Source organism: Cupriavidus necator A5-1 (assembly GCF_000744095.1).
Taxonomy (GTDB): Bacteria; Pseudomonadota; Gammaproteobacteria; order Burkholderiales; family Burkholderiaceae; genus Cupriavidus; species Cupriavidus necator_A.
In genome coordinates this window covers 838821-865133 of record NZ_JQLI01000008.1, presented here as the reverse complement: position 1 = coordinate 865133, position 26313 = coordinate 838821, and the positions used below count along the sequence as shown (strand labels likewise).

At 68.4% G+C, this 26313-nt stretch carries 26 protein-coding genes; 17 read left to right on the top strand and 9 right to left on the bottom strand.

Translation table 11 applies throughout. The features are described 5' to 3' along the window. Positions 1-11 precede the first annotated feature (11 nt). Genes trpS through K307_RS28190 form a run of 5 tightly spaced genes read right to left on the bottom strand, consistent with a single transcriptional unit; the run spans position 12 to position 7012 of the window. Positions 12-1046, bottom strand: a complete 1035-nt coding sequence (gene trpS, locus K307_RS28210) for a tryptophan--tRNA ligase (protein ID WP_042884125.1) — start codon at positions 1044-1046, stop codon at positions 12-14. Positions 1047-1094: 48 nt separating this feature from the next. Then, positions 1095-1937 (bottom strand): 16S rRNA (adenine(1518)-N(6)/adenine(1519)-N(6))-dimethyltransferase RsmA, encoded by an 843-nt coding sequence (rsmA, locus tag K307_RS28205; RefSeq protein ID WP_042884124.1) that lies wholly within the window; start codon positions 1935-1937, stop codon positions 1095-1097. 18 nt (positions 1938-1955) lie between these two features. Further along, positions 1956-3062, bottom strand: coding sequence for a 4-hydroxythreonine-4-phosphate dehydrogenase PdxA (gene pdxA / locus K307_RS28200; RefSeq protein WP_042884122.1), 1107 nt, complete (start codon positions 3060-3062; stop codon positions 1956-1958). Between the two features lie 29 nt (positions 3063-3091). Beyond that, positions 3092-4564 carry a peptidylprolyl isomerase gene (locus K307_RS28195; RefSeq protein ID WP_042884120.1) on the bottom strand — a complete coding sequence of 491 codons (1473 nt, stop codon included), beginning with the start codon at positions 4562-4564 and terminating at the stop codon, positions 3092-3094. 9 nt (positions 4565-4573) lie between these two features. Further along, on the bottom strand, positions 4574-7012 hold the full coding sequence (locus K307_RS28190) for an LPS-assembly protein LptD (protein WP_042884118.1): 2439 nt from the start codon (positions 7010-7012) through the stop codon (positions 4574-4576). A gap of 201 nt (positions 7013-7213) precedes the next feature. Between K307_RS28190 and K307_RS28185 the strand changes: the two genes are divergently transcribed. The 17 genes from K307_RS28185 (at position 7214) to K307_RS28105 (ending at position 22685) form a co-directional block, all read left to right on the top strand. Beyond that, positions 7214-8248: an aminoglycoside phosphotransferase family protein gene (locus tag K307_RS28185; protein ID WP_042884116.1), complete on the top strand. Its 1035-nt coding sequence runs from the start codon at positions 7214-7216 to the stop codon at positions 8246-8248. Positions 8249-8344: 96 nt separating this feature from the next. Then, positions 8345-9037: an AzlC family ABC transporter permease gene (locus K307_RS28180; RefSeq protein ID WP_230626371.1), complete on the top strand. Its 693-nt coding sequence runs from the start codon at positions 8345-8347 to the stop codon at positions 9035-9037. Further along, a complete protein-coding gene (locus K307_RS28175) occupies positions 9034-9357 on the top strand; it encodes an AzlD domain-containing protein (RefSeq protein WP_042884112.1) in 324 nt (107 codons plus the stop codon). Before K307_RS28180 ends, K307_RS28175 begins: the two co-directional genes overlap by 4 nt. Continuing rightward, positions 9357-10094: an N-acetylmuramate alpha-1-phosphate uridylyltransferase MurU gene (gene murU, locus K307_RS28170; RefSeq protein WP_042887492.1), complete on the top strand. Its 738-nt coding sequence runs from the start codon at positions 9357-9359 to the stop codon at positions 10092-10094. Before K307_RS28175 ends, murU begins: the two co-directional genes overlap by 1 nt. A 106-nt stretch (positions 10095-10200) precedes the next feature. Beyond that, positions 10201-11613 (top strand): aminopeptidase P N-terminal domain-containing protein, encoded by a 1413-nt coding sequence (locus K307_RS28165; RefSeq protein WP_042884111.1) that lies wholly within the window; start codon positions 10201-10203, stop codon positions 11611-11613. Then, positions 11610-12089 carry a hypothetical protein gene (locus tag K307_RS28160; RefSeq protein WP_042884110.1) on the top strand — a complete coding sequence of 160 codons (480 nt, stop codon included), beginning with the start codon at positions 11610-11612 and terminating at the stop codon, positions 12087-12089. Before K307_RS28165 ends, K307_RS28160 begins: the two co-directional genes overlap by 4 nt. After that, positions 12070-13299, top strand: a complete 1230-nt coding sequence (locus K307_RS28155) for a UbiH/UbiF/VisC/COQ6 family ubiquinone biosynthesis hydroxylase (protein ID WP_042884108.1) — start codon at positions 12070-12072, stop codon at positions 13297-13299. Before K307_RS28160 ends, K307_RS28155 begins: the two co-directional genes overlap by 20 nt. Positions 13300-13669: 370 nt before the next feature. Continuing rightward, complete coding sequence (gene dusB / locus K307_RS28150) at positions 13670-14740, top strand: tRNA dihydrouridine synthase DusB (RefSeq protein ID WP_042884106.1); 1071 nt, start codon at positions 13670-13672, stop codon at positions 14738-14740. Continuing rightward, entirely contained in the window at positions 14737-14970 is a 234-nt protein-coding gene (locus K307_RS28145) for a Fis family transcriptional regulator (protein ID WP_022533577.1), read from the top strand. Before dusB ends, K307_RS28145 begins: the two co-directional genes overlap by 4 nt. A gap of 22 nt (positions 14971-14992) precedes the next feature. Further along, on the top strand, positions 14993-16567 hold the full coding sequence (gene purH, locus K307_RS28140) for a bifunctional phosphoribosylaminoimidazolecarboxamide formyltransferase/IMP cyclohydrolase (RefSeq protein ID WP_042884104.1): 1575 nt from the start codon (positions 14993-14995) through the stop codon (positions 16565-16567). Positions 16568-16716: 149 nt separating this feature from the next. Beyond that, on the top strand, positions 16717-17262 hold the full coding sequence (gene ruvC / locus K307_RS28135) for a crossover junction endodeoxyribonuclease RuvC (protein ID WP_022533575.1): 546 nt from the start codon (positions 16717-16719) through the stop codon (positions 17260-17262). A gap of 63 nt (positions 17263-17325) precedes the next feature. Then, positions 17326-18564, top strand: coding sequence for a glycerophosphodiester phosphodiesterase (locus K307_RS28130; protein WP_196251626.1), 1239 nt, complete (start codon positions 17326-17328; stop codon positions 18562-18564). A 69-nt stretch (positions 18565-18633) separates the two neighbouring features. Continuing rightward, the gene (gene ruvA, locus K307_RS28125; protein ID WP_042884102.1) at positions 18634-19215 is read left to right on the top strand and encodes a Holliday junction branch migration protein RuvA; all 582 of its coding nucleotides are present in this window, start codon (positions 18634-18636) and stop codon (positions 19213-19215) included. 46 nt (positions 19216-19261) lie between these two features. After that, entirely contained in the window at positions 19262-20320 is a 1059-nt protein-coding gene (gene ruvB, locus K307_RS28120; protein WP_022533572.1) for a Holliday junction branch migration DNA helicase RuvB, read from the top strand. A gap of 234 nt (positions 20321-20554) precedes the next feature. Then, positions 20555-21154 (top strand): hypothetical protein, encoded by a 600-nt coding sequence (locus K307_RS28115; RefSeq protein WP_042884100.1) that lies wholly within the window; start codon positions 20555-20557, stop codon positions 21152-21154. A gap of 43 nt (positions 21155-21197) precedes the next feature. After that, complete coding sequence (locus K307_RS28110; RefSeq protein WP_042884098.1) at positions 21198-21782, top strand: YSC84-related protein; 585 nt, start codon at positions 21198-21200, stop codon at positions 21780-21782. Positions 21783-21959: 177 nt separating this feature from the next. Next, positions 21960-22685, top strand: a complete 726-nt coding sequence (locus tag K307_RS28105) for a queuosine precursor transporter (RefSeq protein ID WP_042884096.1) — start codon at positions 21960-21962, stop codon at positions 22683-22685. A 289-nt stretch (positions 22686-22974) separates the two neighbouring features. Here the strand turns inward: K307_RS28105 and K307_RS28100 are convergent, their stop codons facing one another. The 4 genes from K307_RS28100 to tyrS all read right to left on the bottom strand — a co-directional run bounded on the left by K307_RS28100 (position 22975) and on the right by tyrS (position 26154). Continuing rightward, on the bottom strand, positions 22975-23649 hold the full coding sequence (locus K307_RS28100) for a histidine phosphatase family protein (RefSeq protein WP_042884095.1): 675 nt from the start codon (positions 23647-23649) through the stop codon (positions 22975-22977). 62 nt (positions 23650-23711) lie between these two features. Beyond that, positions 23712-24359 (bottom strand): YbhB/YbcL family Raf kinase inhibitor-like protein, encoded by a 648-nt coding sequence (locus K307_RS28095; protein ID WP_042884093.1) that lies wholly within the window; start codon positions 24357-24359, stop codon positions 23712-23714. A gap of 66 nt (positions 24360-24425) precedes the next feature. Next, entirely contained in the window at positions 24426-24902 is a 477-nt protein-coding gene (dtd, locus tag K307_RS28090; protein ID WP_042884091.1) for a D-aminoacyl-tRNA deacylase, read from the bottom strand. 10 nt (positions 24903-24912) lie between these two features. Beyond that, positions 24913-26154: a tyrosine--tRNA ligase gene (tyrS, locus tag K307_RS28085; RefSeq protein ID WP_042884090.1), complete on the bottom strand. Its 1242-nt coding sequence runs from the start codon at positions 26152-26154 to the stop codon at positions 24913-24915. Positions 26155-26313 lie beyond the last annotated feature (159 nt).

Genomic DNA, 26313 nt, shown 5'->3' with positions numbered 1-26313 from the left:
CAGCGGGCGCTTTATCGGCGCCCCTCGAACGAGAACATCCCCAGCGCATCCCGCACCTCCTCCAGCGTCTGCTGGGTCAGCGCCCGCGCCTTTGCGGTGCCCTTGCGCAGGATGTCAAACACATAATCCGGATCCTTGGCCAGCTCCTCGCGGCGCGCACGGATCGGGGCCAGCATGTCCTGCAGGATGCCTTCGATGCGGCGCTTGAGCACCATGTCGCCCAGGCCGCCTTTCTGGTAGTGCTCCTTCAGCGCCTTGACTTCCTCGGTGTTGGGATCGAACGCATCCAGGTACGTGAACACCACGTTGCCCTCGATCTGGCCCGGATCCGACACGCGCAGGTGATTGGGGTCGGTGTACATGCTGTGCACCGCGGCCTTGATCTGCTCGGGCGAGGCGCCCAGCGCGATCGCGTTGCCCATCGACTTGCTCATCTTCGCCTTGCCGTCCACGCCGGGCAGGCGGCCGAACTCGGGGATGAGCGCCTTGCACTCGGGCAGCACTTCGCGGCCGACCTGGTGGTTGATGCGGCGCACGATCTCGTTGGTCTGCTCGATCAGCGGCGCCTGGTCTTCGCCCACCGGCACCACGTGGGCCTTGAAGGCGGTGATGTCCGCGGCCTGCGAGGCCGGGTAGCACAGGAAGCCGGCCGGGATATCGCGGCCGAAGCCGCGCGCCTGGATCTCTTCCTTGATGGTCGGGTTGCGCTCGAGCCGCGCCACCGTGACGAAGTTCAGGTACATGAGCGTCAGCTCGGCCAGCGCGGGCAGGTGCGACTGCACGGTGATGGTGGTCTTTTCCGGGTCGATGCCGACGGCCAGGTAGTCCAGCGCCACTTCCAGCACGTTGCGGCGCACCTTGTCCGGATCGTGCGCGTTGTCGGTCATGGCCTGGGTGTCGGCTAGCAGCAAGTACTGCTCATGCGAGTCCTGCAGCGCCAAACGGCTCTTCAGCGAGCCGACATAGTGGCCGAGGTGCAGCGGGCCGGTGGGACGGTCGCCGGTCAGGATCACGGGACGCCGGTTGGTTTGGGTCTGGGCTGTCATGGGACGGTCTTGCACGAAAGGTCGCGGGAAATTCAGAATTCGGGTGTGTCAGGCGGCCTGCCCGGCCTGTCCTGGCGCTGCGCCACCAAGGCGCCGGGCCAGTTCGACATACTCGCCGACGGGCACTTCCTCGGCACGGCGGCCCAGGTCGAAGCCCATCGCGGCGAAGTCGACCTGGTCGCGCAGGAACGACAGCGTATTGCGCAGCACCTTGCGCCGCTGCGAGAACGCCGCGGTAACCACGTCGCCCAGTACGGTGATGTCGCAATCGGCATGTGGCGAGCGCAGGCGGCCGTCAATGTGGCGCGGCCAGGGGATCATGCGCACCACGGCGGAATCGACCTTGGGCGGCGGGTTGAAGCTGCCGGGCGGCACGTCCAGCACATGCTCCATGTAATAACGGACCTGCAGCATGATCGACAGCCGCCCGAAGGCCTTGCTGCCGGGCTCGGCCACCATGCGCTCGACCACTTCCTTCTGCAGCATGAAGTGCTGGTCGCGCACCTGGTCGGCGAACTCCATCAAGTGGAACAAGAGCGGGCTGGAAATGTTGTACGGCAGGTTGCCGACGATGCGCAGTGGCCGCCCCGGCACCTCCAGCTTGCCGAAGTCGAAGTCCAGCGCGTCGCCGGCGTGGACCTGCAGGCGCTCGCCGTAGCGGCGGCGCAGGCGCTCGACCAGGTCGCGGTCGAGCTCCACCACCTGCATCTGCGGGATCCGTTCGAGCAGCGGGGTGGTCAGCGCGCCCAGGCCGGGCCCGATCTCGACCAGCACGTCGTCGGCCTGCGGGCTGATGGCATTGACGATGCCGTGGATGATGGTGTCGTCGACCAGGAAGTTCTGCCCGAATCGTTTGCGGGCCACATGGCCCTGGTGCACGTTTGAACGCATGGGTTTATTTGTCCGGCGTCAGCATGGCGGCTGCGTGCCGGAAATGGTGTGGCCGGAATGGCCCGTGGCGCCGTTGCTGCCCGGGTGCCGGCCGTTGGCGTGGCCGGCCATGGTGACCGCGCTGCGGATGGCCTCGATCATGCTGCCGTGCTCGGCTTGCCCGGTGCCGGCCAGGTCCAGCGCGGTGCCGTGGTCCACCGAGGTGCGGATAAAGGGCAACCCCAGCGTGATGTTCACGCCGTGGCCGAAGGTGCCGTATTTCAGCGGCGCCAGCCCCTGGTCATGGTACATCGCCAGCACGCAGTCGGCATCGCGCAGGTGGCGCGGCTGGAACAGCGTGTCGGCCGGATACGGGCCGCGCGCGTCGATGCCGACGTCGCGCGCCTGCGCCAGCGCCGGCTCGATGATGTCGATCTCTTCGCGGCCCATATGGCCGCTTTCGCCGGCGTGCGGGTTCAGCCCCGTCACCAGGATGCGCGGACGCCCGATGCCGAAGTAGCGGCGCAGGTCGGCATCGACGATCGCCAGCGTCTGCAGCAGCAGCGGGATGGAAAGCGCGTCGGGCACCGCGCGCAGCGGCAGGTGGGTGGTGGCCAGCGCCACGCGCAGCATGGCGCCGTCGTGCGCGGGCTGCGGGCCGGCCAGCATCATCACCACGCGCGGCACGCGGGCGCTCTCGGCCAAGTATTCGGTATGGCCGGTGAAGGGCACGCCGGCGTCGTTGATGGTGCTCTTCTGCACCGGTGCCGTGACCATCGCGGCATATCGGGGCGCGCGCTTGCCATGCGCGCGGCAGCCGGCGATGGCGGCATCCAGCAGCGCCAGCACATAGCGGCCGTTGCGCGCATCGAGCCGTCCGGGATCGCACGCGACCGCCAGCGGGATGTGCTCGATCACCACATCGCCGTCGGCGATGCGCCGCTCCCAGGCGTGTGTGGCGCCCAGCGCCGCGGCGCGATCGGCCAGCAGGCGGGCATCTCCCAGCACATGGAAGCGGTAGTGCCCGCTGCCGCCATTGCCGCCGTTGTTGGCGCCGGTGAGCTGCAGCAACGCCCCGATGGTGATATCGGGGCCGATGCCGGCGGGTTCACCGGTCGAGATGGCCAGGGCTAGGGGGTCGGGCATGGCAAGTTGGGGCAGATCCGGCACGCGCTTCAGCGCTGCCGGTTGACGCGGTACTCCACGTACGCCTGCGAGCGCAGCTGGCGTACCCAGTCATCATACGCGGCGCGCAGCTTCTGTTCGCGGACTTCTGCGCGGGCAAAGTCGCGCTGCTTCTCGGGCGAGAGCTCGGTCTCGCGGCGGTTCAGCACCTGGATCAGGTGCACGCCGAACTGCGTGACCACCGGCTCCGAGATCTCGTTCGGGCGCAGCCGGCTCATGGCCTGCTCGAACTCGGGCACCAGCTCGCCCGGCGAGACCCAGCCGAGGTCGCCGCCGTTCTGCGCCGAGCCGTCCTGCGAGAAACGCTTGGCCGCGTCGGCAAAGTCGCCGCCGTGGGTGATGCGGTCGCGCAGCGTGCTGAGCTGGCGGCGCGCCTCGGCCTCAGGCATGTTGGGGCCGGTGCGGATGAGGATATGGCGCACCTGGGTCTGGGTGATCTTCCCTGCCGCGGCCGGACCGGACGCCGGTGCCGCGCGCTTGGCCACCAGCTTGACCACGTGGAAGCCGGCGGCGCTCTCCACCACTTGCGGCGCCACGGCGCCGGCCTGCAGGTCGACCACCGCATTGGCGAACTGCGTCGGCAGGCGGCCGATCTCGCGGAAGCCCATCGAGCCGCCCTGGGCAGCCTCGGCGCCTTCGGAATTGGCCTGCGCCAGCTGCGCGAAGTCGGCGCCGCCCTGGGCCTGCTTGAGCAGCCCTTCGGCCTTGGCGCGCAGTGCCTGCTTCTGCGCGTCCGAGGCGTTCTCGGGCACGCGCACGAGGATCTGCGCCACGTTGTATTCGGTCGGGCCGCTGGCCGTGCCCTGGCCGCCGCGGGCTGCCAGGTAGTTGTCAATCTCGCCGTCGTAGACCTGCACCTTGGAATCGACCTCGCGCTCGCGCAGGCGGATCACCTGCACCTGCTTGCGCAGCTCGTCGCGGTACTTGGTCCAGGTCATGCCGCTGGCTTCCACGCGGCGTCGCAGCTCGGTGGCGTTCATGCGGTTCTGTTGCGCCACCGATTCGATGGCGCGGTCGACTTCCTGGTCGGTCACGCGGATGCCGGCGTCCTGCGCGGCCTGGACCTGCACGCGCTCCATCACCAGGCGCTCCAGCACCTCGCCCAGCAGGTCGGCGCGCGCCGGCACCGGGCGGCCGGCGCCGCGCAGCTGGCCTTCGATCTCGTCGGCGCGGTCGAGCAGCTCGCGCCGCGTGATCACGCTGTTGTTGACCACCGCGACCACTTCGTCGACCAGTTGCGAACGCTTCTCGCCGCCGGCCTGCGGCACGCCCAGCTTGGGCTGGCTCGCCGGCGCGGTGACGTCGGATGACTGCGGCACGAAGATGCCGGTGGCGCGCGACGCCCCGGGCGCCTTGAGCTGGGCGGCGGCGGGCACGGCCAGCGCCGCCAGCACGGCCGGCAGCAGCAGGCGGTGCCACGACGTCAGGAGAAAGGAAAACACAGCGAATTCTTGACGTTTCATCTTAATCCGTCATTCATAGTGATCGAACTGGGTCGTCGGCACCGGCTTGGCGGTCACGGGCTCGTAGCCCGGCACGTTCAGGCGCAGGATATTCAACGGGTTGGAACCGATCTTGGAAAGGCCACGGAACTCCACCTGCAGGAAGACCCGCCCGGTGTAGCCCTGCGTGGTGTTGCGGAAACGCTGGTACACGACGCGGCCGACCCAGCAGTCCGCCGCGTATTCGATGCCGGCCAGCGTGTCGACCATCTGGCTGGCGGCCAGGTCGAAGGCAAAGCGCGCGATACCATAGGCCCGGCGCGTGATCGGCCACTGACCCGACACCTCGAACTGGTCGATCGCGGTATTGTCCGTCACCATGGTCGGGCGGCGATAGCGGTAACCGACGTTGATCAGCTTGCGCGGCTCCGGGCGGTAGGCAAACGCGACGTTGCCATAGTTGATCCGGTCCGTATCCAGGTTGTACTGCACACCCATGTCCAGATAGTAACCACGGAACATCTGGATAGTGGTGGCCGCCAGCAGGTCGGAGGCACCCGGCTTGGGATCGGCCACGGTGCCGTTGATCTGCACGCGCTGGCCGGTGAAGTCATAGCGCTGCGCGATGGTGCCGCGGAAGCGCTCGATGCCGGTATCGGACTCGATCAGGCGCGTGGTCAGGCCGCCGGTCAGCTTGTTGTTGTCGGCGATGCGGTCATAGCCGGTGAACGGGTTCTCGCTGAAGATCTGGCCATAGCCGAAGTCCGACTGCACCGTATCGAACAGCGGGAACTGGCTCTGGTCGCGGAACGGCGTGTACACGTAGAACAGGCGCGGTTCCAGCGTCTGCACGTAGTTCACGCCGAACAGCCGGCTCATGGTCGGCGCATCGCGCTCGAAGGTCATGCCGGAGTCCACGCTGACGGTCGGCAGCACGCGCGAGAAGTTGTCCTGCGCGGTCGGCGTGTTGGTGGCCGACTCCATCTGGTACTGCGTCGCGTTGAAGGTGACCTTTGGCGTCACGTACCAGCCAGCACGCACAATCGGGTAGCTGATGCTCGGCTGGATGAACATGCGCTCGCCCTGCGGCTGCTGGAGGCCGGCGGACGTCAGCGGGATGCGGAAACGCGTGTAGTCCGCTTCGACCTGCACATCAAAGCCGCCCAGGTCATAGCGCAGGTACTTGCCGTTGAGCTGCGGCACACGCTCGTAGGACGGCTCGCTCGGGCGCAGGGTCTGGAACTTCTGCACCCGCGCCATCAGGAAGAAATCCTGCCAGTTGTAGGTGACGCCGCCTTCCTGCAGGTACTGGCGTTGCGCGGACTGCGCCACGCTGCGGTTGAAATCGTCCGGGTACTGGTCGTCGGAGACCCGGTTGATATTCAGGTAGGCGTTGAGTCCCTTGGCCAGGTTCTGGTTGTGCTGGATCGAGTAGGCCCAGCGGTTCGAGTTGGTCTTCTGGTCATCGGGCAGGAACTCGGCGCGCACGCGCCCGGAGTAGCCCTGGCCCAGGTAGCGGTACTCGCCGCCGAGCTGCAGGCCGCGCTCGGTCATCAGGCGCGGGTAGATCGTCAGGTCGCGGTTGGGCGCGATATTGACGTAGTACGGCGTCGTCAGGTCGAAGCCCGATTTCGAGCCGTAGCCCATCAGCGGCGGCAGGAAACCGCTGCGGCGCTCGTCGTTGAGCGGGAAGCTGAACACCGGCGCCGCCGCGACTGGCACGCCGAAGAAATTCAGCACGCCGCCGTAGGCCACGCCCACCTGGCGGTCGCTGTCCAGGTCGATCTGGTTCGCACTGAAGTACCAGTCGGCATTGTCCGGCGAGCAGGTGGTGTACGACGCGCGCTTGATTGTGCTGCGGTCCTTGTCCAGGAAGTCGATGCGCTCGGCCTTGCCCGTGCCACCGGTCGGCTGGAAATAATAGTCCGGCGACAGCATGTAGCCTTCGTTGGCCTCGACTTTCACCCGGGCCTCGGGGCCGACCGCCAGCGTGCCGTTGCGCGACATGCGCACGTTGCCCTGGGCGAAGGCCTCGTCGGTGTCCTGGTCGTAGCTGAGCTTGTCGCCCTTGACCACGCCGCCGTCGCGGCGCAGCTCGGCATGGCCTTCGAGCTCGACCCCGCGTTCGCTGTAGCCGGTCATGCGGTCGCCCTCGATAAAGACGGGGGCGTTGGAATCGGGCTCGCTCTTCTTGGGGGGCTCGGCAAGCCGCGGCACGATTTCGCCGGAGACCGCGGGCAGTTGGGGCACGGCCGGCGCGGCTTCGAACACCGGCTCGGCCTGGTCCAGGTCGGGGATCGCCGAGCTGGACATCTGCGCCTGGGCCCCGGCCGACAAGCCGGCCATGGCCAGCACCAGCGGCCGCAGCGCGCCCGCGTGCAGGCCGGCGGCGCGCCTGGCCCGGGGGGCGGCGCCGATGGCAGGCGAAGGCAAGGCCCTGTTATTCGGTGTTCGTCGTTGTTCGGTCATTCGCACGGGTTGTCAGTCTCGGCGTCGGCTGCGGCCCGCCTGCAAGCCGCCAGCCCCCGCCGGGAGCAGGCTGCGGGGCACCGAAAGGCCCCTCCCGGGGGCCGCCCGGCGCCCGGGTCTGGTCGGGTATTATACGGGGCAACCAAAGCTCCTCTTCCGGCTTACGTTCGGTTTCATTTCTTATTTCCGCGCCCCTCCTGTATGGCAGCTCTCCCCCACGACCCGCGCATGGACCAGCTCAAGGCCTGGGTGTCCGGACTCGGCCCGGCATGGTCCGCCGATCCTGACTCCTGCGCCCCCGCCTCGGCCGACGCCAGCTTCCGGCGCTATTTCCGCGTCAGCACCGGCCATCCGGCGCACCCCACCGCCATCGTGATGGACGCGCCGCCGGCGCACGAGGACTGCCGTCCGTTCATCCATGTGTGCAAGCTGTTCGGCGATGCCGGCGTGAGCGTGCCGACCGTGCTGGCGCAGGACCTGGAGCAGGGTTTCCTGCTGCTGGCCGACCTGGGCAGCCAGACTTACCTGTCGCGGCTGGACGATTCCACCGCCCACGGCATGTATGCCGACGCCGCCGCCGCGCTGGTGCGCATCCAGGCCGCCACGCGCCCCGGCGAGCTGCCGCCCTACGACCGCGCCCTGCTGCAGCGCGAGCTCGACCTGTTCCCGCGGTGGTATGTAGCCAGACATTTAGGTGCCACGCTGAGCGACGCCCAGCAGGCCGACCTGCGCGAAGTGATGGACGCGCTGCTTGCCAACAACCTGGCGCAGCCGCAGGTCTACGTGCACCGGGATTACCACTCGCGAAACCTGATGGTGCTCGACGACGGTGCGAACCCGGGCGTGCTGGACTTCCAGGACGCGGTGATCGGCCCGATTACCTATGACGCGGTCTCGCTGTGGCGCGACGCCTATATCGAATGGGACGAGGAGCAGCAGCTGGACTGGCTGATCCGCTACTGGGAGCGCGCGCGCAAGGCCGGCCTGCCGGTCAATGCCGACTTCGGCGAGTTCTACCGCGACTTCGAATGGATGGGCCTGCAGCGCCATCTGAAAGTGCTTGGCATCTTCGCGCGCCTGTACCATCGCGACGGCAAGGACGGCTACCTGGCCAACCTGCCGCTGGTGCTCAAGTACACGCGCCTGGTGGCCGGCCGCTATACCGAGCTGCGCAAGCTGATCCGGCTGCTGGACGCGCTCGAAGGCGTGGCCAGCCCGGCCGGCTACACCTTCTGACGCGCCGTGCCTGAAGCCAACCACCCGAACCCCGATGGCGCGCCCGCCATCACCGCCGCCGGCGAATGGCTGGCCGGCGCGCGCGCCCTCGCCCCGATGCTGCTGGGCGTGGTGCCGTTCGGGCTGATCTATGGCGTGCTGGCGGTGGGCGCCGGCATGCCCGCCTGGCTGGCCTGCGCCATGAGCGCGATCGTGTTCGGCGGCGCCTCGCAGATGATCCTGACCCAGCTGTGGACCGCCGGCACGCCGGCGGTGGTGATTACGCTGACGGTGGCGATGGTCAACCTGCGCCACGCGCTGTATTCCGCCACCATCGCGCCCACGCTGGCACACCTGCCGCGGCGCTGGAAGGCGCTGATCGCCTACCTGCTGACCGACGAGGCCTTCGCTGCAATGACGCACCGGCTGGGCGATACCGGCCCGCGCGCGCAATATCGCCACTGGTATTACTTTGGCGGCGGCTTTGCGCTGTGGGCCAGCTGGCAGCTGTCGACGCTGGTCGGCGTATTGGTCGGCGCGCAGGTGCCGCGCGACTGGCCGCTGGACTTCTTCCTGCCGCTGACCTTCATCGGCATCATCGTGCCGGGCCTGAAGCATCGCTCGCACGTGGCCGCGGCGCTGGCTGCGACCGTGCTGGCGGTGGCCTGCTACAGCCTGCCGCACAAGCTCGGCCTGATGGTGGCGGCGCTGGGCGGCATTGCCGTGGGCATGCTGGTGCTGGGCCGCGGCAACCGCCCGGGTCCGCGTGCAGCCAGTCATGCCGGTTCGGTCGGCAAGGAGGCCGCATGAATTCGATGACCCTGCTGTGGGTCTTCCTCGCCGCCGGCCTGGCCACCTTCCTGATCCGCCTGTCGTTTATCGCCGTGGAAGGCCGCGTGCGGCTGCCGTCGTGGTTCCGCACCGCGCTGCAGTTCGTGCCGGCGGCCATGCTGTCGGCGCTGATCGCGCCCGACCTGCTGATGCAGCAGGGCGAGCTCGCCCTGACCCCGACCAACGCACGGCTGGTGGCCGGCGTGGTCGCCATCCTGATTGCCGCACGTACCCGCAGCGTCGGCTGGACCATTGCCGGCGGCATGGCCACGCTGCTCGCCCTGGAGGCTTTGTTTTGATAAAGACCATGATCTTCGCCGCCGGCCGCGGCGACCGCATGCGGCCGTTGACCGACAGCCGTCCCAAGCCGCTGCTGACGGTGGGCGGCAAGCCGCTGATCGTCTGGAAGATCGAGGCGCTGGCGCGTGCCGGCCTGCGTGACATCGTCATCAACCACGCCTGGCTGGGCGAGCAGATCGAGGCGACGCTGGGCGACGGCGGCCGGTTAGGCGTGCGTATTGCGTACTCGGCCGAAGGCGAGGCGCTGGAAACCGCAGGCGGCATCGCCAAGGCCCTGCCGCTGCTGTCGCACGCTCCGGAGCGCGGCGAGATCTTCCTGGCCGTGTCCGGCGATATCTTCTGCGACTACGACTTCCGCGCGCTGCTGCCGCGCGCCGCGGCATTGGCCGGCGCGGCCGAGCCGCGCATGCATCTGGTGATGGTGCCGAACCCGGCGTTCCATCCACGCGGGGATTTCGCGATGGATGCACAGGGCCGGCTGTCGCTGGACGAGCATCCGGCAAATGGCGAACGGCTCACCTTCGGCAATATCGGCCTGTATGACACGCGATTCTTCACCGCCATCGCGCCCGGCACCCGGGTGGCGATGACGCCGATCTATCACGCCGCCATCGCCGCCGGCACCGCAAGCGCTGAGCGCTTTGACGGACGCTGGGAGAATGTGGGGACGCCGGGGCAGCTGGCTGAGCTGGATGCCTCGCTGGTGCCCGCCCGCGCTGCCGCGCAAGGGCGCTAGCGCGCACGCCAGGACCCCGCCGCGCCACGCGGCTTTCGGTCCACCGGCGCAGCGGGACGCCCAGCGGCGTTAGAATCGGCCTGATCCTCCTCATCCAGGCCCTGACATGTCCGCACCCGACAATGCCCTCCTCGCCGCCTGCCGCGACCGTCGCGCCCGTGTGCTGCAGCACCTGCGCGCCGGTGGCGGTGGCGTGGCGATCCTGCCCACGGCGCCGGAAGCCATGCGCAACCGCGACAGCGACTACCCGTACCGGCACGACAGCTATTTCTACTACCTGACCGGCTTTACCGAGCCCGAGGCCGTGCTGGTGCTGGTCGCCGGCGCGCCCGGCGACGCCGCCGACGCCGCCGACGCCGACCGCAGCATCCTGTTCTGCCGCCCCAAGCACGAAGAGCGCGAGATCTGGGACGGTTTCCGCTTCGGCCCGGAAGGCGCGCGCGCCGCGTTCGGCTTCGATGAAGCGCATTCGGTCGAAGAGATCGACGCCACGCTGCCGTCGCTGCTGGCCAACCGCGCCCAGCTGGCCTATCCGCTCGCCGACTCGACCCGCACCGACGTGCAGATGCGCCGCTGGATGGACGCCGTGCGCATGCAGGGGCGCGCCGGCGTGGCCGCGCCCTCGGTCGCGCTCGATATCCGCAATCTGCTCGACGAAATGCGCCTGTTCAAGGACGCGGGCGAGCTGGCCACGATGCGTCGCGCCGCCGAGATCTCGGCCCGTGCCCATGTGCGCGCGATGCAGGCCACCCGCGCCGGGCTGCGCGAGTACCACCTGGAAGCCGAGCTGCTCTATGAATTCCGCCGCCACGGCGCGCAGAGCGTGGCCTACAACTCCATCGTCGCGGCCGGCCCCAACGCGTGCGTGCTGCACTACCGCGCCGGCCCGGCCGAACTGAAGGACGGCGACCTGTGCCTGATCGACGCCGGCTGCGAGCTGGACGGCTACGCCTCGGATATCACCCGCACCTTCCCGGTTTCAGGCCGCTTCTCGCCGGCGCAGCGCGAGCTGTACGACCTGGTGGTGGCCGCGCAGGAAGCCGCCATCGCCGAAACCCGCGCGGGCGTGCCCTACAACGTGCCGCACGACGCTGCGGTGCGCGTGCTGGCGCAGGGCATGCTCGATACCGGCCTGCTCGACCGCAACAAGGAGGGCACGCTCGACGACGTGCTCGCCAGCGGCAACTACCGCCGCTTCTACATGCACCGCACCGGCCACTGGCTCGGCATGGATGTGCACGACGTGGGCGAATACCGCGTGGCCAGCCACACCGGTGAAGGCGAGCGCCCGTGGCGCCCGCTGCAGCCCGGCATGGTGCTGACCATCGAGCCCGGCATCTACGTGCGCCCGGCCGAGGACGTGCCCGAGCGCTACTGGCACATCGGCATCCGCATCGAGGACGATGCCATCGTCACCGACGGCGATTGCGAGCTGATCACGCGCGGCGTGCCGGTGCGCGCCGACGAAATCGAGGCGCTGATGCGCGAGCAACAACCTGCTTCCGGAGACCCGCGATGATCGGCTGGCTGCGCAGGATCTTTCCCGGACAGGACACCGCCGGCAGCAATGCCGGGACCCGGCACGATCCGTCCGACCCCTTCATCATCAACCTGTATGACGACCGCGTGGTGGTGCACCGCCCCGACGGCCAGCGCGAGGAAGTCGCGTGGGACATCCTCGAGCGCGTGGTGGTGCGCGTGTCGAACCGTGCGCCATGGGCCGGCAACGCCTGGCTGATCCTGATCGGCGCGGAGGATAGCGGCCAGGGCTGCGTGGTGCCGCTCGATGCCGCCAACCATGCTGAGCTGGTCGAGCGGCTGCGCGCGCTGCCGGGCTTCAACCAGCAGAAGCTCGACAATGCGCTGCGCGATGCCGCGGCCGGCAAGTCGCGCTCGGACGCGATCTGCTGGAAGCGCGGCGCCGGGGCCGGCACTGAAGGCGCAAATGCGGGAGGCGATGTAGGAGGCAGCAACAATGCCGGCAGCGCAAGCTGATATCCGCGATATCGCCATCGTCGGCGGCGGCCCGGTCGGGCTGGCGCTGGCCTGCCAGCTGCTGCACACCACCGACTGGCGCATCGCGCTGATCGATGCCGCCACGCCGGCACGCGCCGCGCGCGACCCGCGCGCGATCGCGCTGTCGCACGGCAGCCGCCAGCTGCTGGAGCAGATCGGCGCCTGGCCCGTGGCCGGCAGCCCGATCGAACATATCCATGTGTCGCAGCGCGGCCGCTTCGGCCACGTACGGCTGCACCATGACGACTACGGCGTGCCGGCGCTCGGCTACGTGGTGCGCTATGGCGAGCTGTGCGACGTGCTGGAACGCGCCCTCGGCCGCGCCGCGCAGGCCGCCGGGGAGGACCGTCTGCTGCGCGTGTTCGAGACCCGCATCGACCAGATCGAGCAGGATCCGCTGCCACGCGACGCGGATGACGCCGATACCGGCCACGCGCACCTGACCGGCACCGCCCACGACGGCCAGCTGGCGCGCTTGGCCGCGCGCCTGGTGGTCCAGGCCGAGGGCGGGCTGTTCCATGAGCAGGCCGCGCACCAGGGCCGCGGCGCGCGCGCGCGCGACTATCGCCAGACCGCGGTGATCGCCCATGTCGCCTGCTCGCGCCCGCAGCCGGGCTGGGCCTGGGAGCGCTTTACCGAGGAAGGCCCGCTGGCGCTGCTGCCGCACGACGAGCATGGCGTGCAAGGCTACGCGCTGGTGTGGTGCTGCCCGCCGGAACAGGCGGCGCGCCGCATTGCGCTGCCCGAAGCCGAGTTCGCCGAGGAGTTGAGCAAGGCGTTCGGCGACCGCATGGGACATTTCACGCTGGCGGGCAAGCGCCATGCCTTCCCGCTGGGGCTGAACGCCGCGCCGGTCACCGTCAATGGCCGCGTGGCCGCGGTCGGCAATGCCGCGCAGACGCTGCACCCGGTGGCAGGCCAGGGGCTTAACCTGGGTCTGCGCGATGCATTCGCGCTGGCCGACTCGCTGCGCACCGCCTGTACGCCGCAGGCGCTGCAGGCCTTTGCCAGCCGGCACCGGCTGGACCGCGCGATCACGATCGGCGTCACCGACCTGCTGCCGCGCCTGTTCAGCGTCTCCTACCCGCTGGCCGCCCATGCCCGGGGCGCGTCGCTGGCGGCGCTGGCCTGCCTGCCGCCGCTGCGGCATGCGCTGGCGCGCCACATGATGTTCGGCATGCGGCGCTGAGCCAAGCCAGTGGCGCGGGCGCCACGCGCGGGGTGGCTCCGGCAGGGGCAGGCGAATTGCCCCGCCCCGCGCAACGGTCCGCCCGCCCGCCCCGCCATCATTGCCTCGCCGCCGCCCATGCGGCGGCATTTGCGCCACGTTCTGTCTGCAAAACGGTCATGGATGCTCAAATATTGGGCAGTCGCGGCCGTTTGGCGGTAGAATCCTGCCCTCGCACATGCCCCGATCCACCGCCGGCCGCAGTTTCGGCAGGGGCATGTTTTACCGTTTCGTCTCCCGTTTCAAAGCAGGCTGTCCGGTTCCTCCTGGCGCAAAACGCGCGGCAAGGACGGCATGGCCCGCAGGACCGCCACACCACCACCGCCCAATCGTGCAGATCGGATCGCATCAACTCCGCAACAACCTGTTCGTCGCCCCGATGGCGGGCGTGACGGACCGGCCGTTCCGCCAGCTGTGCAAGCAGCTCGGCGCGGGCTATGCGGTCTCGGAGATGGTGGCGTCCAACGCACAGCTGTGGAAGAGCGAGAAGACCATGCGCCGCGCCAACCATGCCGGCGAGGTCGAGCCCATCGCCGTGCAGATCGCCGGTGCCGAACCGTCGATGATGGCCGAGGCCGCACGCTACAACGTGGACCGCGGCGCGCAGATCATCGACATCAACATGGGCTGCCCGGCCAAGAAGGTGTGCAACGTGGCCGCCGGCTCGGCGCTGCTGCAGAACGAGCCGCTGGTGGTGCGCATCGTCGAGGCGGTGGTCGCCGCCGTCGGCGAGCGCGTGCCGGTCACGCTCAAGATCCGCACCGGCTGGAACCGCGAGAACCGCAACGCGCTGCGCATCGCGCGCATGGTGCAGGACGCGGGCATCAGCATGCTCACCATCCACGGGCGCACCCGCGCCGACCTGTACCACGGCGAAGCCGAGTACGAGACCATTGCCGCGGTCAAGGCAGCGCTCTCGATCCCGGTGGTCGCCAACGGCGACATCACCACGCCGCACAAGGCCAAAGAGGTGCTGGCGCTGACGGGCGCCGACGCGATCATGATCGGCCGCGCGGCGCAGGGCCGGCCGTGGCTGTTCCGTGAGATCGAACACTTCCTGAAGACCGGCGAGTTGCTGCCGTCGCCGGAAGTGGCCGAGATCCGCGCGATCATGAACGCGCACCTGGAAGACCACTACGCCTTCTACGGCGAGTTCACCGGCGTGCGCACCGCGCGCAAGCATATCGCCTGGTACACGCGCGGCCTGCGCGGCGCGAACCTGTTCCGCCATCGCATGAACACGCTGGAATCCACCACCGAGCAGCTGGCGGCGGTCAACGCGTTCTTCGACGAGCAGGCGCAGTTCTCGGACCGGCTGGTGTACGTGGACGACGCCGCACCGCAGACAAACGAAGCAGACGAAGCGAACAACAACAAAAACGGGGAGTTGCTTGCCGCATGAGCCGCAACGCTATCGACCAGTGCATCCGGGAAAGCCTGGACACGTACTTTCGCGACCTGGACGGCGAAGAGCCGTCCAATATGTACAACATGGTGCTCGAGGCCGTGGAAAGGCCACTGCTCGAGGCCGTGATGCTGCGCGCCGAGCGCAACCAGTCGCTGGCTGCCGCCTACCTGGGCATCAATCGCAATACGCTGCGCAAGAAGCTGCAGCAGCACGGTTTACTTTGAATTTGAAGCATCTCCCACAGCCATGATCAAGCAAGCCCTACTCTCCGTTTCCGACAAGACCGGCATCGTCGACTTCGCGCGCGAACTGAACGCGCTCGGCGTCACGCTGCTTTCCACCGGCGGCACCGCCAAGCTGCTGGCCGACAGCGGCCTGCCCGTGACGGAGGTGGCCGACTACACCGGCTTCCCGGAAATGCTCGACGGCCGCGTGAAGACGCTGCACCCCAAGGTCCACGGCGGCATCCTGGCGCGCCGCGACCTGCCCGAGCACATGGCTGCGCTGGCCGAGCACAACATCCCGACGATCGACCTGCTGGTGGTGAACCTGTACCCGTTCCAGCAGACCGTGGCCAAGGATGACTGCACGCTGCCCGACGCGATCGAGAACATCGACATCGGCGGCCCGACCATGCTGCGCTCGGCGGCCAAGAACCACCGCGACGTGACCGTGCTCGTCGACCCGGCCGACTACGCCGTGGTGCTCGACGAAATGCGCGCCAACGGCAACAGCGTCGGCTACGACACCAACTTCCGCCTGGCCACCAAGGTGTTCGCGCACACCGCGCAGTACGACGGCGCCATCACCAACTACCTGACCAGCCTGGGTGCCGACAAGTCGCACCAGGGCCGCAGCGCCTACCCGCAGACGCTGAACCTGGCCTTCGACAAGGTGCAGGAAATGCGCTACGGCGAGAACCCGCACCAGTCGGCCGCGTTCTACCGCGACCTGAAGGCCGTGGACGGCGCGCTGGCCAACTACGTGCAACTGCAGGGCAAGGAGCTGTCGTACAACAACATCGCCGACGCCGACGCGGCCTGGGAATGCGTCAAGTCGTTCGATACCGCAACCGGGGCTGCCTGCGTCATCATCAAGCACGCCAACCCGTGCGGCGTGGCGCTGGGCGCGAACGCGCTCGAAGCGTATGACAAGGCCTTCAAGACCGATTCGACCTCGGCCTTCGGCGGCATCATCGCCTTCAATGTCGAGCTGGACGAAGCCGCCGCTCAGGCCGTGGCCAAGCAGTTCGTCGAAGTGCTGATCGCCCCATCGTTCAGCGCCGGCGCGCGTGCCGTGTTCGCGGCCAAGCAGAACGTGCGCCTGCTCGAGATCCCGCTGGGCAAGGGCGTCAACCAGTTTGACTTCAAGCGTGTCGGCGGTGGCCTGCTGGTGCAGAGCCCGGACGCCAAGAACGTGCAGCCGTCCGAGCTGCGCGTGGTGACGCGCCGCCACCCGACCCCTAAGGAAATGGACGACCTGATGTTCGCCTGGCGCGTGGCCAAGTTCGTCAAGTCCAACGCCATCGTGTTCTGCGGCGGCGGCATGACGCTGGGCGTGGGCGCCGGCCAGATGAGCCGCGTGGATTCGGCCCGCATCGCCAGCATCAAGGCGCAGAACGCCGGCCTGACGCTGGCCGGCTCGGCGGTGGCCTCGGACGCGTTCTTCCCGTTCCGTGACGGCCTGGACGTGGTGGTCGACGCGGGCGCGACCTGCGTGATCCAGCCGGGTGGTTCGGTGCGCGACGACGAAGTGATCGCCGCCGCCGACGAGCGCAGCATCGCCATGGTGGTGACCGGCACGCGCCACTTCCGCCACTAAGCACTGGCAGGCTTGCGGTCTTGCCTGGCAAGACCGCCGGCTCCCGAAGCGGTTTCGTTCTCCTGCAAGGGAAAAGCGAAACCGCTTTTTGCATTAGGTGCCGGCGCAAAAAGCAATACACTAGCGACGGCATCCACCCTACCCAGCCCATGCGAATCCTAGGCATCGACCCCGGCCTGCGCACCACCGGCTTCGGCGTGATCGAGAAGCACGGCAACAAGCTTGCCTATGTGGCCTCGGGCACGATCAGGAGCGACGGCAATTCGCCGCTGCCGGAACGACTGAAGACGCTGTACGACGGCATCAGCGAAGTGTCCCGGACCTACGCGCCCGACTGCGCCGCGATCGAGAAGGTGTTCGTCAACGTCAACCCGCAATCGACGCTGCTGCTCGGCCAGGCCCGCGGCGCGGCGATCTGCGGGCTGGTCAGTTACGGGCTGCCGGTGTTCGAATACACCGCGCTGCAGCTCAAGGTGGCGGTGGTCGGCTATGGCCGCGCCAACAAGGCCCAGGTGCAGGAGATGGTGACGCGGCTGCTGATGCTGCCCGGCCAGCCCGGCAGCGATGCGGCCGATGCGCTCGGCGTGGCGATCTGCCATGCCAATGGCGGCGATACCCTGGGCACGCTGGCGGGCCTGGCGCCCGACCTGGTGCGCAAGGGCATGCGCGTGCGGCGCGGCCGGCTGATCGGCTGAGCGCGGGGTCGCCCGGCCCGCGTCTTTTACAATCGGGCATTCGTCTTTCCACAGGAACGCTGCATGCAAAGCCAGTCCCGACTGAGCGCGCCGCGCTCGCGCGCCGCCGGCCTCTTCTTCCCTGCTTCCCGACGATGGCTGTTCCCGGCCGCGGCCGCCGCGGCCTGCGCCGTGCTGCTCGCCGGCTGCGCCACCGCGCCGCGCCACAAGCCCGCGCCGCCGCCGACACCGGCGCCTGCCCCGGGAGCCTCGGTTGCCCCGCCGCCTGCTGCGGAGAAGCCCAAGGCGCTGGTGATCGCGCACCGCGGCGCCAGCGCGCTGCGCCCCGAACACACGCTCGCCGCCTACACCAAGGCGATCGAGGACGGCGCCGACGTGATCGAGCCCGACCTGGTGATGACCCGCGACGGCGTGCTGGTGGCGCGCCACGAGAACGACATCACCGGCACCACCAACGTCGCCGAGCTGACGCAGTTTGCCGAGCGCAAGCGCACCAAAGTCATCGACGGCGAGCGCCTGACCGGCTGGTTCACCGAAGACTTCACGCTGGCCGAGCTCAAGACGCTGCGCGCGCGCGAGCGCATCCCGCGCGTGCGGCCGGCCAATGCTCGGCTGAACGACCAGTTCGAGGTGCCGACCTTCGACGAAATCGTGCGGCTGGCCGAGCAGGCCTCGCTGCGCACCGGCAAACCCATCGGCATATATCCCGAACTGAAGCATCCGAGCTATTTCCGCGGCATCGGCCTGCCACTTGAAGACAAGCTGGCAGCGGCCTTGCGCGCGCAGCCCTACCTGCGCCAGGCGCCGGTGTTTATCCAGTGCTTCGAGAGCGGCAGCCTGCGCGCGATGCGGCGCACGCTGGGCCGCGGGCTGCCCAACGTGAAGCTGGTCCAGCTGGTCGGCAACCCGCGCAAGGGCCCCGCCGACTGGAAGCTGGCCGGCGACCCGCGCACCTTCGATGACATGCTGAGCACGACCGGCCTGCGCGAAGTGGCGGCCTACGCCGACGGCATCGGCCCGGAGAAGAGCAGCGTGGTACCACGCGACGCGCAGGGCGCGCTGGCTGCGCCGACCGCGGTGGTGCGCAACGCGCATGCGGCCGGCCTGTTCGTCCACCCCTACACCTTCCGCCCGGAAAACAGCTTCCTACCCAAGGCGCTGCAGACCGACGGGGACGACGCCACGCGCAACCCCGCCGGCATGGTGCGCGAGGTGCAGGCCTTCCTCGCCGCCGGCGTCGACGGCTTCTTCACCGACGACCCGGCGCTGGGCCGGCGCGCGGTCGATACGCCGGTGCGCTGAGGCCGGCAGGCGCCCGCGCGGGGTACACTTGCGCCGCCTCATCCCCTACCTGACACACCACACCGCACCATGATCGGACGCATCGCCGGCACCCTAATCGAGAAGAATCCCCCGCACCTGCTGGTCGACTGCCACGGCGTCGGCTACGAGGTCGACGTGCCGATGAGCACCTTCTACAACCTGCCCGCGGTAGGCCAGCCGGTGACGCTGCTGACGCAGCTGATCGTGCGCGAGGACGCGCACCTGCTGTACGGCTTCGGCACCGCATCGGAACGCAACACCTTCCGCGAGCTGATCAAGATCACCGGCATCGGCGCGCGCATGGCGCTGGCGGTGCTGTCGGGCATGTCGGTACCGGAGCTGGCGCAGACGATCACGCTGCAGGAGGCGGGCCGGCTCACGCGCGTGCCCGGCATCGGCAAGAAGACAGCCGAGCGGCTGCTGCTGGAGCTCAAGGGCAAGCTGGGCGCTGAGCTGGGTCATGCGCCGGGGGTACAGGTGGTGCCCGACAGCGCCGTCGACGTGCTCAATGCGCTGCTGGCGCTGGGCTATTCGGAGAAGGAAGCGGCCCTGGCGATCAAGCAGGTGCCGGCCGGCACCGGCGTGTCCGAGGGCATCAAGCTGGCGCTCAAGGCGCTCTCCAAGGGCTGAGGCGTAGAATGACGGGGTATTGCCGCTGTTTGGCTCCCTGACCGCCATGATCGAAACCGACAAGCTTTCCGCCCCCGCCCGCGTGATCTCCGCCACCCCCGCCTCGTCGCAGGAGGAGGCGTACGAGCGCGCGCTGCGGCCCAAGCTGCTGGACGAGTATGTCGGCCAGGAAAAGGTGCGCGGGCAGCTCGATATCTTCATGCACGCGGCGCGCAACCGGCGCGAGGCGCTGGACCATGTGCTCCTGTTCGGCCCGCCCGGGCTGGGCAAGACCACGCTGGCCCACATCATCGCGCGCGAAATGGGCGTGAGCCTGCGCCAGACCTCAGGCCCGGTGCTGGAGCGCCCGGGCGACCTGGCCGCGCTGCTGACCAACCTGGAAGCCAACGACGTGCTGTTCATCGACGAGATCCACCGGCTCTCGCCGGTCGTCGAGGAAATCCTGTACCCGGCACTGGAGGACTACCAGATCGACATCATGATCGGCGAAGGCCCGGCGGCCCGTTCGGTCAAGCTGGACCTGCAGCCGTTCACGCTGGTGGGCGCGACCACCCGCGCCGGCATGCTGACCAATCCGCTGCGCGACCGCTTCGGCATCGTGGCGCGGCTGGAGTTCTATACCGCCGAGGAGCTGGCGCGCATCGTCACGCGCTCGGCGCAACTGCTGCACGCCCGCATCGACCCGCACGGCGCGCTGGAAATCGCCCGCCGCGCGCGCGGCACGCCCCGTATCGCCAACCGGCTGCTGCGCCGCGTGCGCGACTACGCCGAGGTCAAGGGCGACGGCACCATCACGCGCGAGATGGCCGACGCCGCGCTGGCGATGCTGGACGTGGACCGTGTTGGCTTCGACCTGATGGACCGCAAGCTGCTGGAAGCCGTGCTGCACAAGTTTGGCGGCGGCCCGGTGGGCGTGGACAACCTGGCCGCGGCCATCGGCGAGGAGCGCGACACCATCGAAGATGTGCTCGAGCCTTACCTGATCCAGCAGGGCTACCTGCAGCGCACGCCGCGCGGGCGCGTGGCCACGGCCGCGGCCTACCGGCATTTCGGCCTGGCGTCCCCGCAGGCCGGCGGCGCCGGCGAGCTGTTCGACGGCCAGTAAGCCAGCCGCGCGCTTGCTGCGGCGCAGCGAGATCGTCCCTCGCCGCCGTTCCCCAGGCCCCGCGCGGGCCAATTAAACGTTTTAATCTCGCCCCTCAAATTTTTTCGAAGTGGATTGCTGGCCCATGGCCGATTGTCCACAATGGCTTCATCGGCACCTGACGGTGCCCAGCGATGACCGCGCCGGCTGGTAAGCGGTGCCGTTGTGACCTGGTTCCCTACCCTGAGGAGAGTCATGAGCCGCATCCGCCGTTGTTCCGCCCTGCTTGCCACCGCCGTCGCGAGCGCTGTCCTGGCCATGGGCAGCGCCTATGCCCAGCGCGCGCCCGCCCCCGTCATGGTGGCGGAAGAGGCCGTGATCAGCGGCAAGATCATCGATATCGATCCCGACTCCAAGGCCGTGCTGGTGCAGGGCCCGCGCGGCAACGTGGTGGAACTGATCGCCGGCGACGAAGCCCGCAACTTCGGCCAGGTCCGCAAGGGCGACATCGTCACCGTGGCGCGCAGCGCCGCCGTGGTGGCGTCGCTGGAGCCGATCGACAGCAAGGCCACGGCGCTGGCGGAGCAAGTCGACCGCACCTCGCGCGCGGCCGAAGGCGGCAAGCCCGGCATCATGCGCGAGGTCACCACCACCGTGACCGCGGAAATCACCAAGATAGATCCTGCAAACAAGCTCATCACCTTCCGCGGGCCGCGCGAGACGTTGCGCACCGTCAAGGTCGAGGACCCGGCGATCGACCTCAACAAGATCAAGCGCGGCCAGATGGCCAAGGTCGTCTACCGCGAAGTCGTGGCCATTACGGTCAGGGCGCCGACGGCGGCCACAGCCAACTGAGCCGCCGCGCCGGGCGCGGTACTTTTCCACCAGGAGGTTACCTATGAATCGTCGCCATTTTGTTACCCGGGTTGCCGGATCGGGCCTGCTTGTCGCCACCGTGATGGCTGCGGGCTGCACCACCACCGGCACCAGCGCCTCGAGCGACCCGGCCGCCAAGAAGAAAGAGATCGACTCGGGCGTCGATGGCGCGCTGAACCGGCTCTATTCCTCCGTCAACGGCTCGCGCGAGCTGGCCCAGCGCGCGCAGGGCGTCCTGGTATTCCCGCGCGTGATCTCGGCCGGCCTTGTCGTCGGCGGCGAGTATGGCGAGGGCGCGCTGCGCTCCCACGGCTCGACGGTGGGTTACTACAGCACCGCCCACGCTTCGTTCGGCCTGACCGCCGGTGGCCAGTCCAAGGCCGTCTTCATCATGTTCATGACGCCGGAGGCGTACAACAAATTCCTCGAAAGCAAGGGCTGGACTGCGGGCGCCGATGCCAACGTGGCGCTGGCCAAGGTCGGCGCAAACGGCCAGCTCGACACGCTGACCTCGCAGCAGCCGGTGGTCGGCTTCGTGCAGACCAACGCGGGGCTGATGTTCGATGTGTCGCTGAACGGTGCGAAGATCACCAAGCTGAATATCTGATGTGGGCAGCGGGCGCCCGCGGGGTGCCCGGTCTTACCTGATTTCTCCAAGGACGAGATTCCCGGCCACGGCCGGGATTTTTTTGTCCTGCGCCCTCCCGCCGGCAGTCGCTGGCCCGCGCTGGCATAATCGCGCCCAAAGCACCGTGCGCGCCAGTGCACCTGACCGGGAGCCCCCATGTCCGCCATACCCGCCAGCACGGCCCAGCCCGGGCGCGTCTACCGCTACTACGACTTTGTCATGGTGGCGTTCGTCACCGTGCTGCTGTGCTCCAACCTGATCGGCGCGGCCAAGGCGGCGCAGGTAACGCTGCCCCTGATCGGCACGGTGACCTTCGGCGCCGGGGTGCTGTTCTTCCCGATCTCATACATCTTTGGCGACGTGCTGACCGAGGTCTACGGCTATGGCCGCGACCGGCGCGTGGTCTGGGCCGGCTTTGCCGCGCTGGCCTTCGCCAGCTTCATGAGCCTGGTGGTACTGAACATGCCGGTGGCGCCGTTCATGGCGGACTACCAGAAGAGCCTGCAGGACGTGTTCGGCAACACCTGGCGCATCGCGCTGGGCTCGCTGATCGCGTTCTGTTGCGGCAGCTTTACCAACAGCTACGTGCTGGCGAAGATGAAGCTGTGGACTGGCGGGCGCTGGCTGTGGACGCGCACGATCGGCTCCACGCTGGCCGGGGAGCTGGTGGATTCGTCGCTGTTCTATGTGATCGCCTTCTATGGGGTCTGGCCGCTGGAGAAGGTGATCCAGGTGGCCGTGGCGCAGTATGTGCTGAAGACCGGCTGGGAGGTGGTGATGACGCCGGTGACGTACAAGGTGGTGGGGTTTCTGAAGCGGACGGAGAACGAGGACTATTACGATCGCAATACCGACTTCACGCCGTTCAGGCTGAAGGTGTGAAGCCCCAAACGCCAGAGAGGAGTGCGGTTTTGTGTGCTCCCAAGCCCTTCGAGCTTGCCTAGGCAAGGTGTTCTCCCTCTCCCTCATGGGGAGAGGGACCGGGGTGGGGGGTGGTTTAGCTAGGAACCACATCAAGCGGGGCCAATGGCTTTTTTCCAGCATGGCGACCTTGGCAGGGCCAACGGTTCTATCCAGCATGGCGGCTCCGACCAGCGCCTGCCCTCACCCCCCACTCCCGCAGGCGGGAGAGGGGGGCCTGCTGCTGGCGTTATCGCGCAAATTTGGCGCCCTACGGCACCCGCCGATCCACCTCATCCAGCGCCAGATTCTCCAGGTGGCTGACATCCCCCCACTGCGCCAGCGTCAGATGCGAACTGTCGCTGCGCAGCCGGTTGACACTGGCGTTAAGCAGCTCATGCTGGCGCGGCGCCTCCAGCGTCATGCCCGTGGCCTCGCGGTACAGGCAATCCAGCACCCCGCCATGCGCCACCAGCGCGATGCGCTCGCCCGGATGCCGGCGCGACAGCGCCAGCGCGGCTTCGACCGCGCGCTCGTGGAAACCCAGTAGCGACTCGCCTTGAGGCGGCGCGTAGTCCGGCACCCTCGCCTGCCAGCGGGCGAAATCCTCGGGCAGGTGCTCGGCCACCTCGGCGTAGGTCTTGCCCTGCAGCGTGCCGTAGCTGCGCTCGCGCAGGCGCGGATCGGGCCTCACCTGCAGGCCGAGCGCCTCGGCCAGCGGGGAGGCGGTTTCCATCGCGCGCGACAGGTCGCTCGAATACACCGCATCGATCGGCTCGCCCGCCAGCGCGGCGGCCAGCGCGCGCGCCTGGGCGCGGCCGGTGTCGTTCAGCGGAATGTCTAGCTGGCCCTGCAGCCGGCGCTCCCGGTTCCAGGCCGTCTCGCCATGGCGGATCACGATCAGGTGGGTAAAGGCCAGTGAATGCAGCCCGGGGCTTTGCGACATGCCGTTTCCTTCGGTTTCCTTGAGGCCAGAGCCGCACGGCTCGCGCCGGCGGCGGCCCGGCGTTATTTCGCCAGCTTCGGGTTCAGCGTATAGGTGCCGGTCAGGCTGGCCTGCGCCAGCACGTGGCCCTGGATCGCCTCGCGCACCTGGGCGCCGGTGAAGGTGCCTTCCAGCGGCAGGCGGTCGATGTCCAGCGCGTACAGCGTGAACACGTAGTGGTGCAGCAGCGTGTCGTTCCACGGCGGGCAGGGGCCGTCGTAGCCGTAGTAGTCGCCCTTCATGTCGGCGTCGCTGGCGAACCAGCCGGTGTAGTCGTTGATGCCGTGGCGCAGGCCGCCCGCTACGGCGGTGCCGCCGGTGGCTTCAGGGCCAGGCTTGCCGCGCGCGATCACGCCATTGCTGTGCGAGCCTGCGGCGATCGAAGTCAGGCCGGGCGGAATATCGACCAGCACCCAGTGGAAAAAGTCCACGCGCGGCAACGAGGCCGGTACTTCGCGGCCTTCCTGGTTGACGTCGTCGCCCTTGCTGGGCACGTCGCGGTCGTGGCAGATCACCACGAACGAGCGTGTCTCGGCGGGCGCGTCTTCCCAGTGCAGGTCGGGGTTGCGGTTGGTCGACAGGGCCACATGGGCGGCGGCGTCGGGCACGCAGAAGGCGAATTCGCCGGGAATCGGCGCGTTGTCGTTGAAGGACTTGCTCCAGAGTTTCATTTGTCTCTCCTGTCTTGATGCCGCGCCGGGGCGCGGCAACTTGGAATCCGTGCGGCGCGCGCGCCGCTACGCCTGGCCCGCCCCGGCCGGCGCGACGCGCAGCCAGAACGTGACCGGGCCGTCGTTGACCAGGCTGACCTGCATCATCGCGCCGAACTCGCCGGTCTGCACGTGCGGGTGCGCGGCGCGCGCCTGCGCCACAAAATGCTCGTACAGGCGCTTGCCGTCTTCCGGCGACGCCGCCGGCGTGAAGCTCGGGCGCGTGCCGCTGTTGGTATCGGCCGCCAGCGTGAACTGCGACACCACCAGCAACCCGCCGGGGTTGCCGTTGCCGTCCATGTTCTGCACCGGCAGGTTCATCTTGCCGGCCGCGTCCGAGAACACCCGGTACGACAGCATCTTGGCCAGCAGCCGCTCGGCCTGCGCCTCGGTGTCGCCGCGCTCGGCGCAGACCAGCGCCAGCAGGCCGGCGCCGATCTCGCCGGTGGTGCGGCCCTCGACCGTCACGCGGGCCTGCGCGACCCGCTGGATCAGTGCGATCATCCCCGCCGCCTCAGGCCACCGTGACGCGCGCGAAGCGGCGCTTGCCGACCTGCACCACGTAGGTGCCGGCGGCAACCTTGGTCGCCTTGTCGCTGACCGTGGCGCCGTCGATCTTGACGCCGCCCTGGTCGATATTGCGGTTGGCTTCCGAGGTTGACGGCACCAGGTTGGCCTGCTTTAGCAGCTGGGCGATACCCAGCGGCGCGCCCGTGAGGCTCACTGCCGGGATATCGTCCGGCACGCCGCCACGGGCGCGGTGGTTGAAGTCTTCCAGCGCCTTTTCTGCATCGGCCTGGCTGTGGAAGCGCGCCACGATCTCCTGCGCCAGCATCACCTTGCAGTCGCGCGGGTTGCGGCCCTGCGCGATTTCCTGCTTCATCAGCTCGATCTCGTTTATCGGCCGGAACGACAGCAGCGTGAAGTACTGCCACATCAGGTCGTCCGAGATGCTCATCAGCTTGCCGAACATCTCGTTGGGCGCCTCGGTCACGCCGACGTAGTTGCCCTTGGACTTGGACATCTTCTCGACGCCGTCCAGGCCCACCAGCAGCGGCATGGTCAGGATGCACTGCGGCTCCTGGCCGTATTCCTTCTGCAGCTCGCGCCCGACCAGCAGGTTGAACTTCTGGTCAGTACCGCCCAGCTCCAGGTCGGACTTCAGCGCGACCGAGTCGTAGCCCTGCATCAGCGGGTAGAGGAACTCATGCACCGAGATCGGAATCCCGGAGCGGAAGCGCTTGGTGAAGTCATCGCGCTCCATCATCCGCGCCACGGTGTACTTGGCGGCGAGCTGGATCATGCCGCGCGCGCCCAGCGGATCGCACCATTCGCTGTTGTAGCGGATCTCGGTCCTGGCGGGGTCGAGCACCAGGCTGGCCTGGCGGTAGTAGGTCTGCGCGTTGGCCTCGATCTGCTCGCGCGTGAGCGGCGGGCGCGTGCTGTTGCGGCCCGACGGATCGCCGATGGTCGAGGTGAAGTCGCCGATCAGGAAGATGACCTGGTGGCCGAGGTCCTGCAGCTGGCGCAGCTTGTTCAGCACCACGGTATGGCCAATGTGGATGTCCGGCGCGGTGGGGTCCAGCCCCAGCTTGATGCGCAGCGGCACGCCGGTGGCTTCGCTGCGCGCCAGCTTCTGCGCCCATTCGGATTCGATCAGCAGTTCGTCGCAGCCACGCCTGGAGACTTCCAGGGCGTGCATCACCGACGGCGTCAGGGGGTATTTGGCCTCGGGGCCCGGGGAAACTTCAGTCATGACGTAAGTCTTTGAAAAACATGAAATTTTAGGAAAGATTCCGACAGTCGCCAAGACAGGATTTTGGTATAATCCGCGTTTCCAGGCGCCAGCGGAAGCCTTTCCAGTGCGCCACCCGCCACTTGATGCAGTCATGCAGGTGGCCAATGAATGACAAGC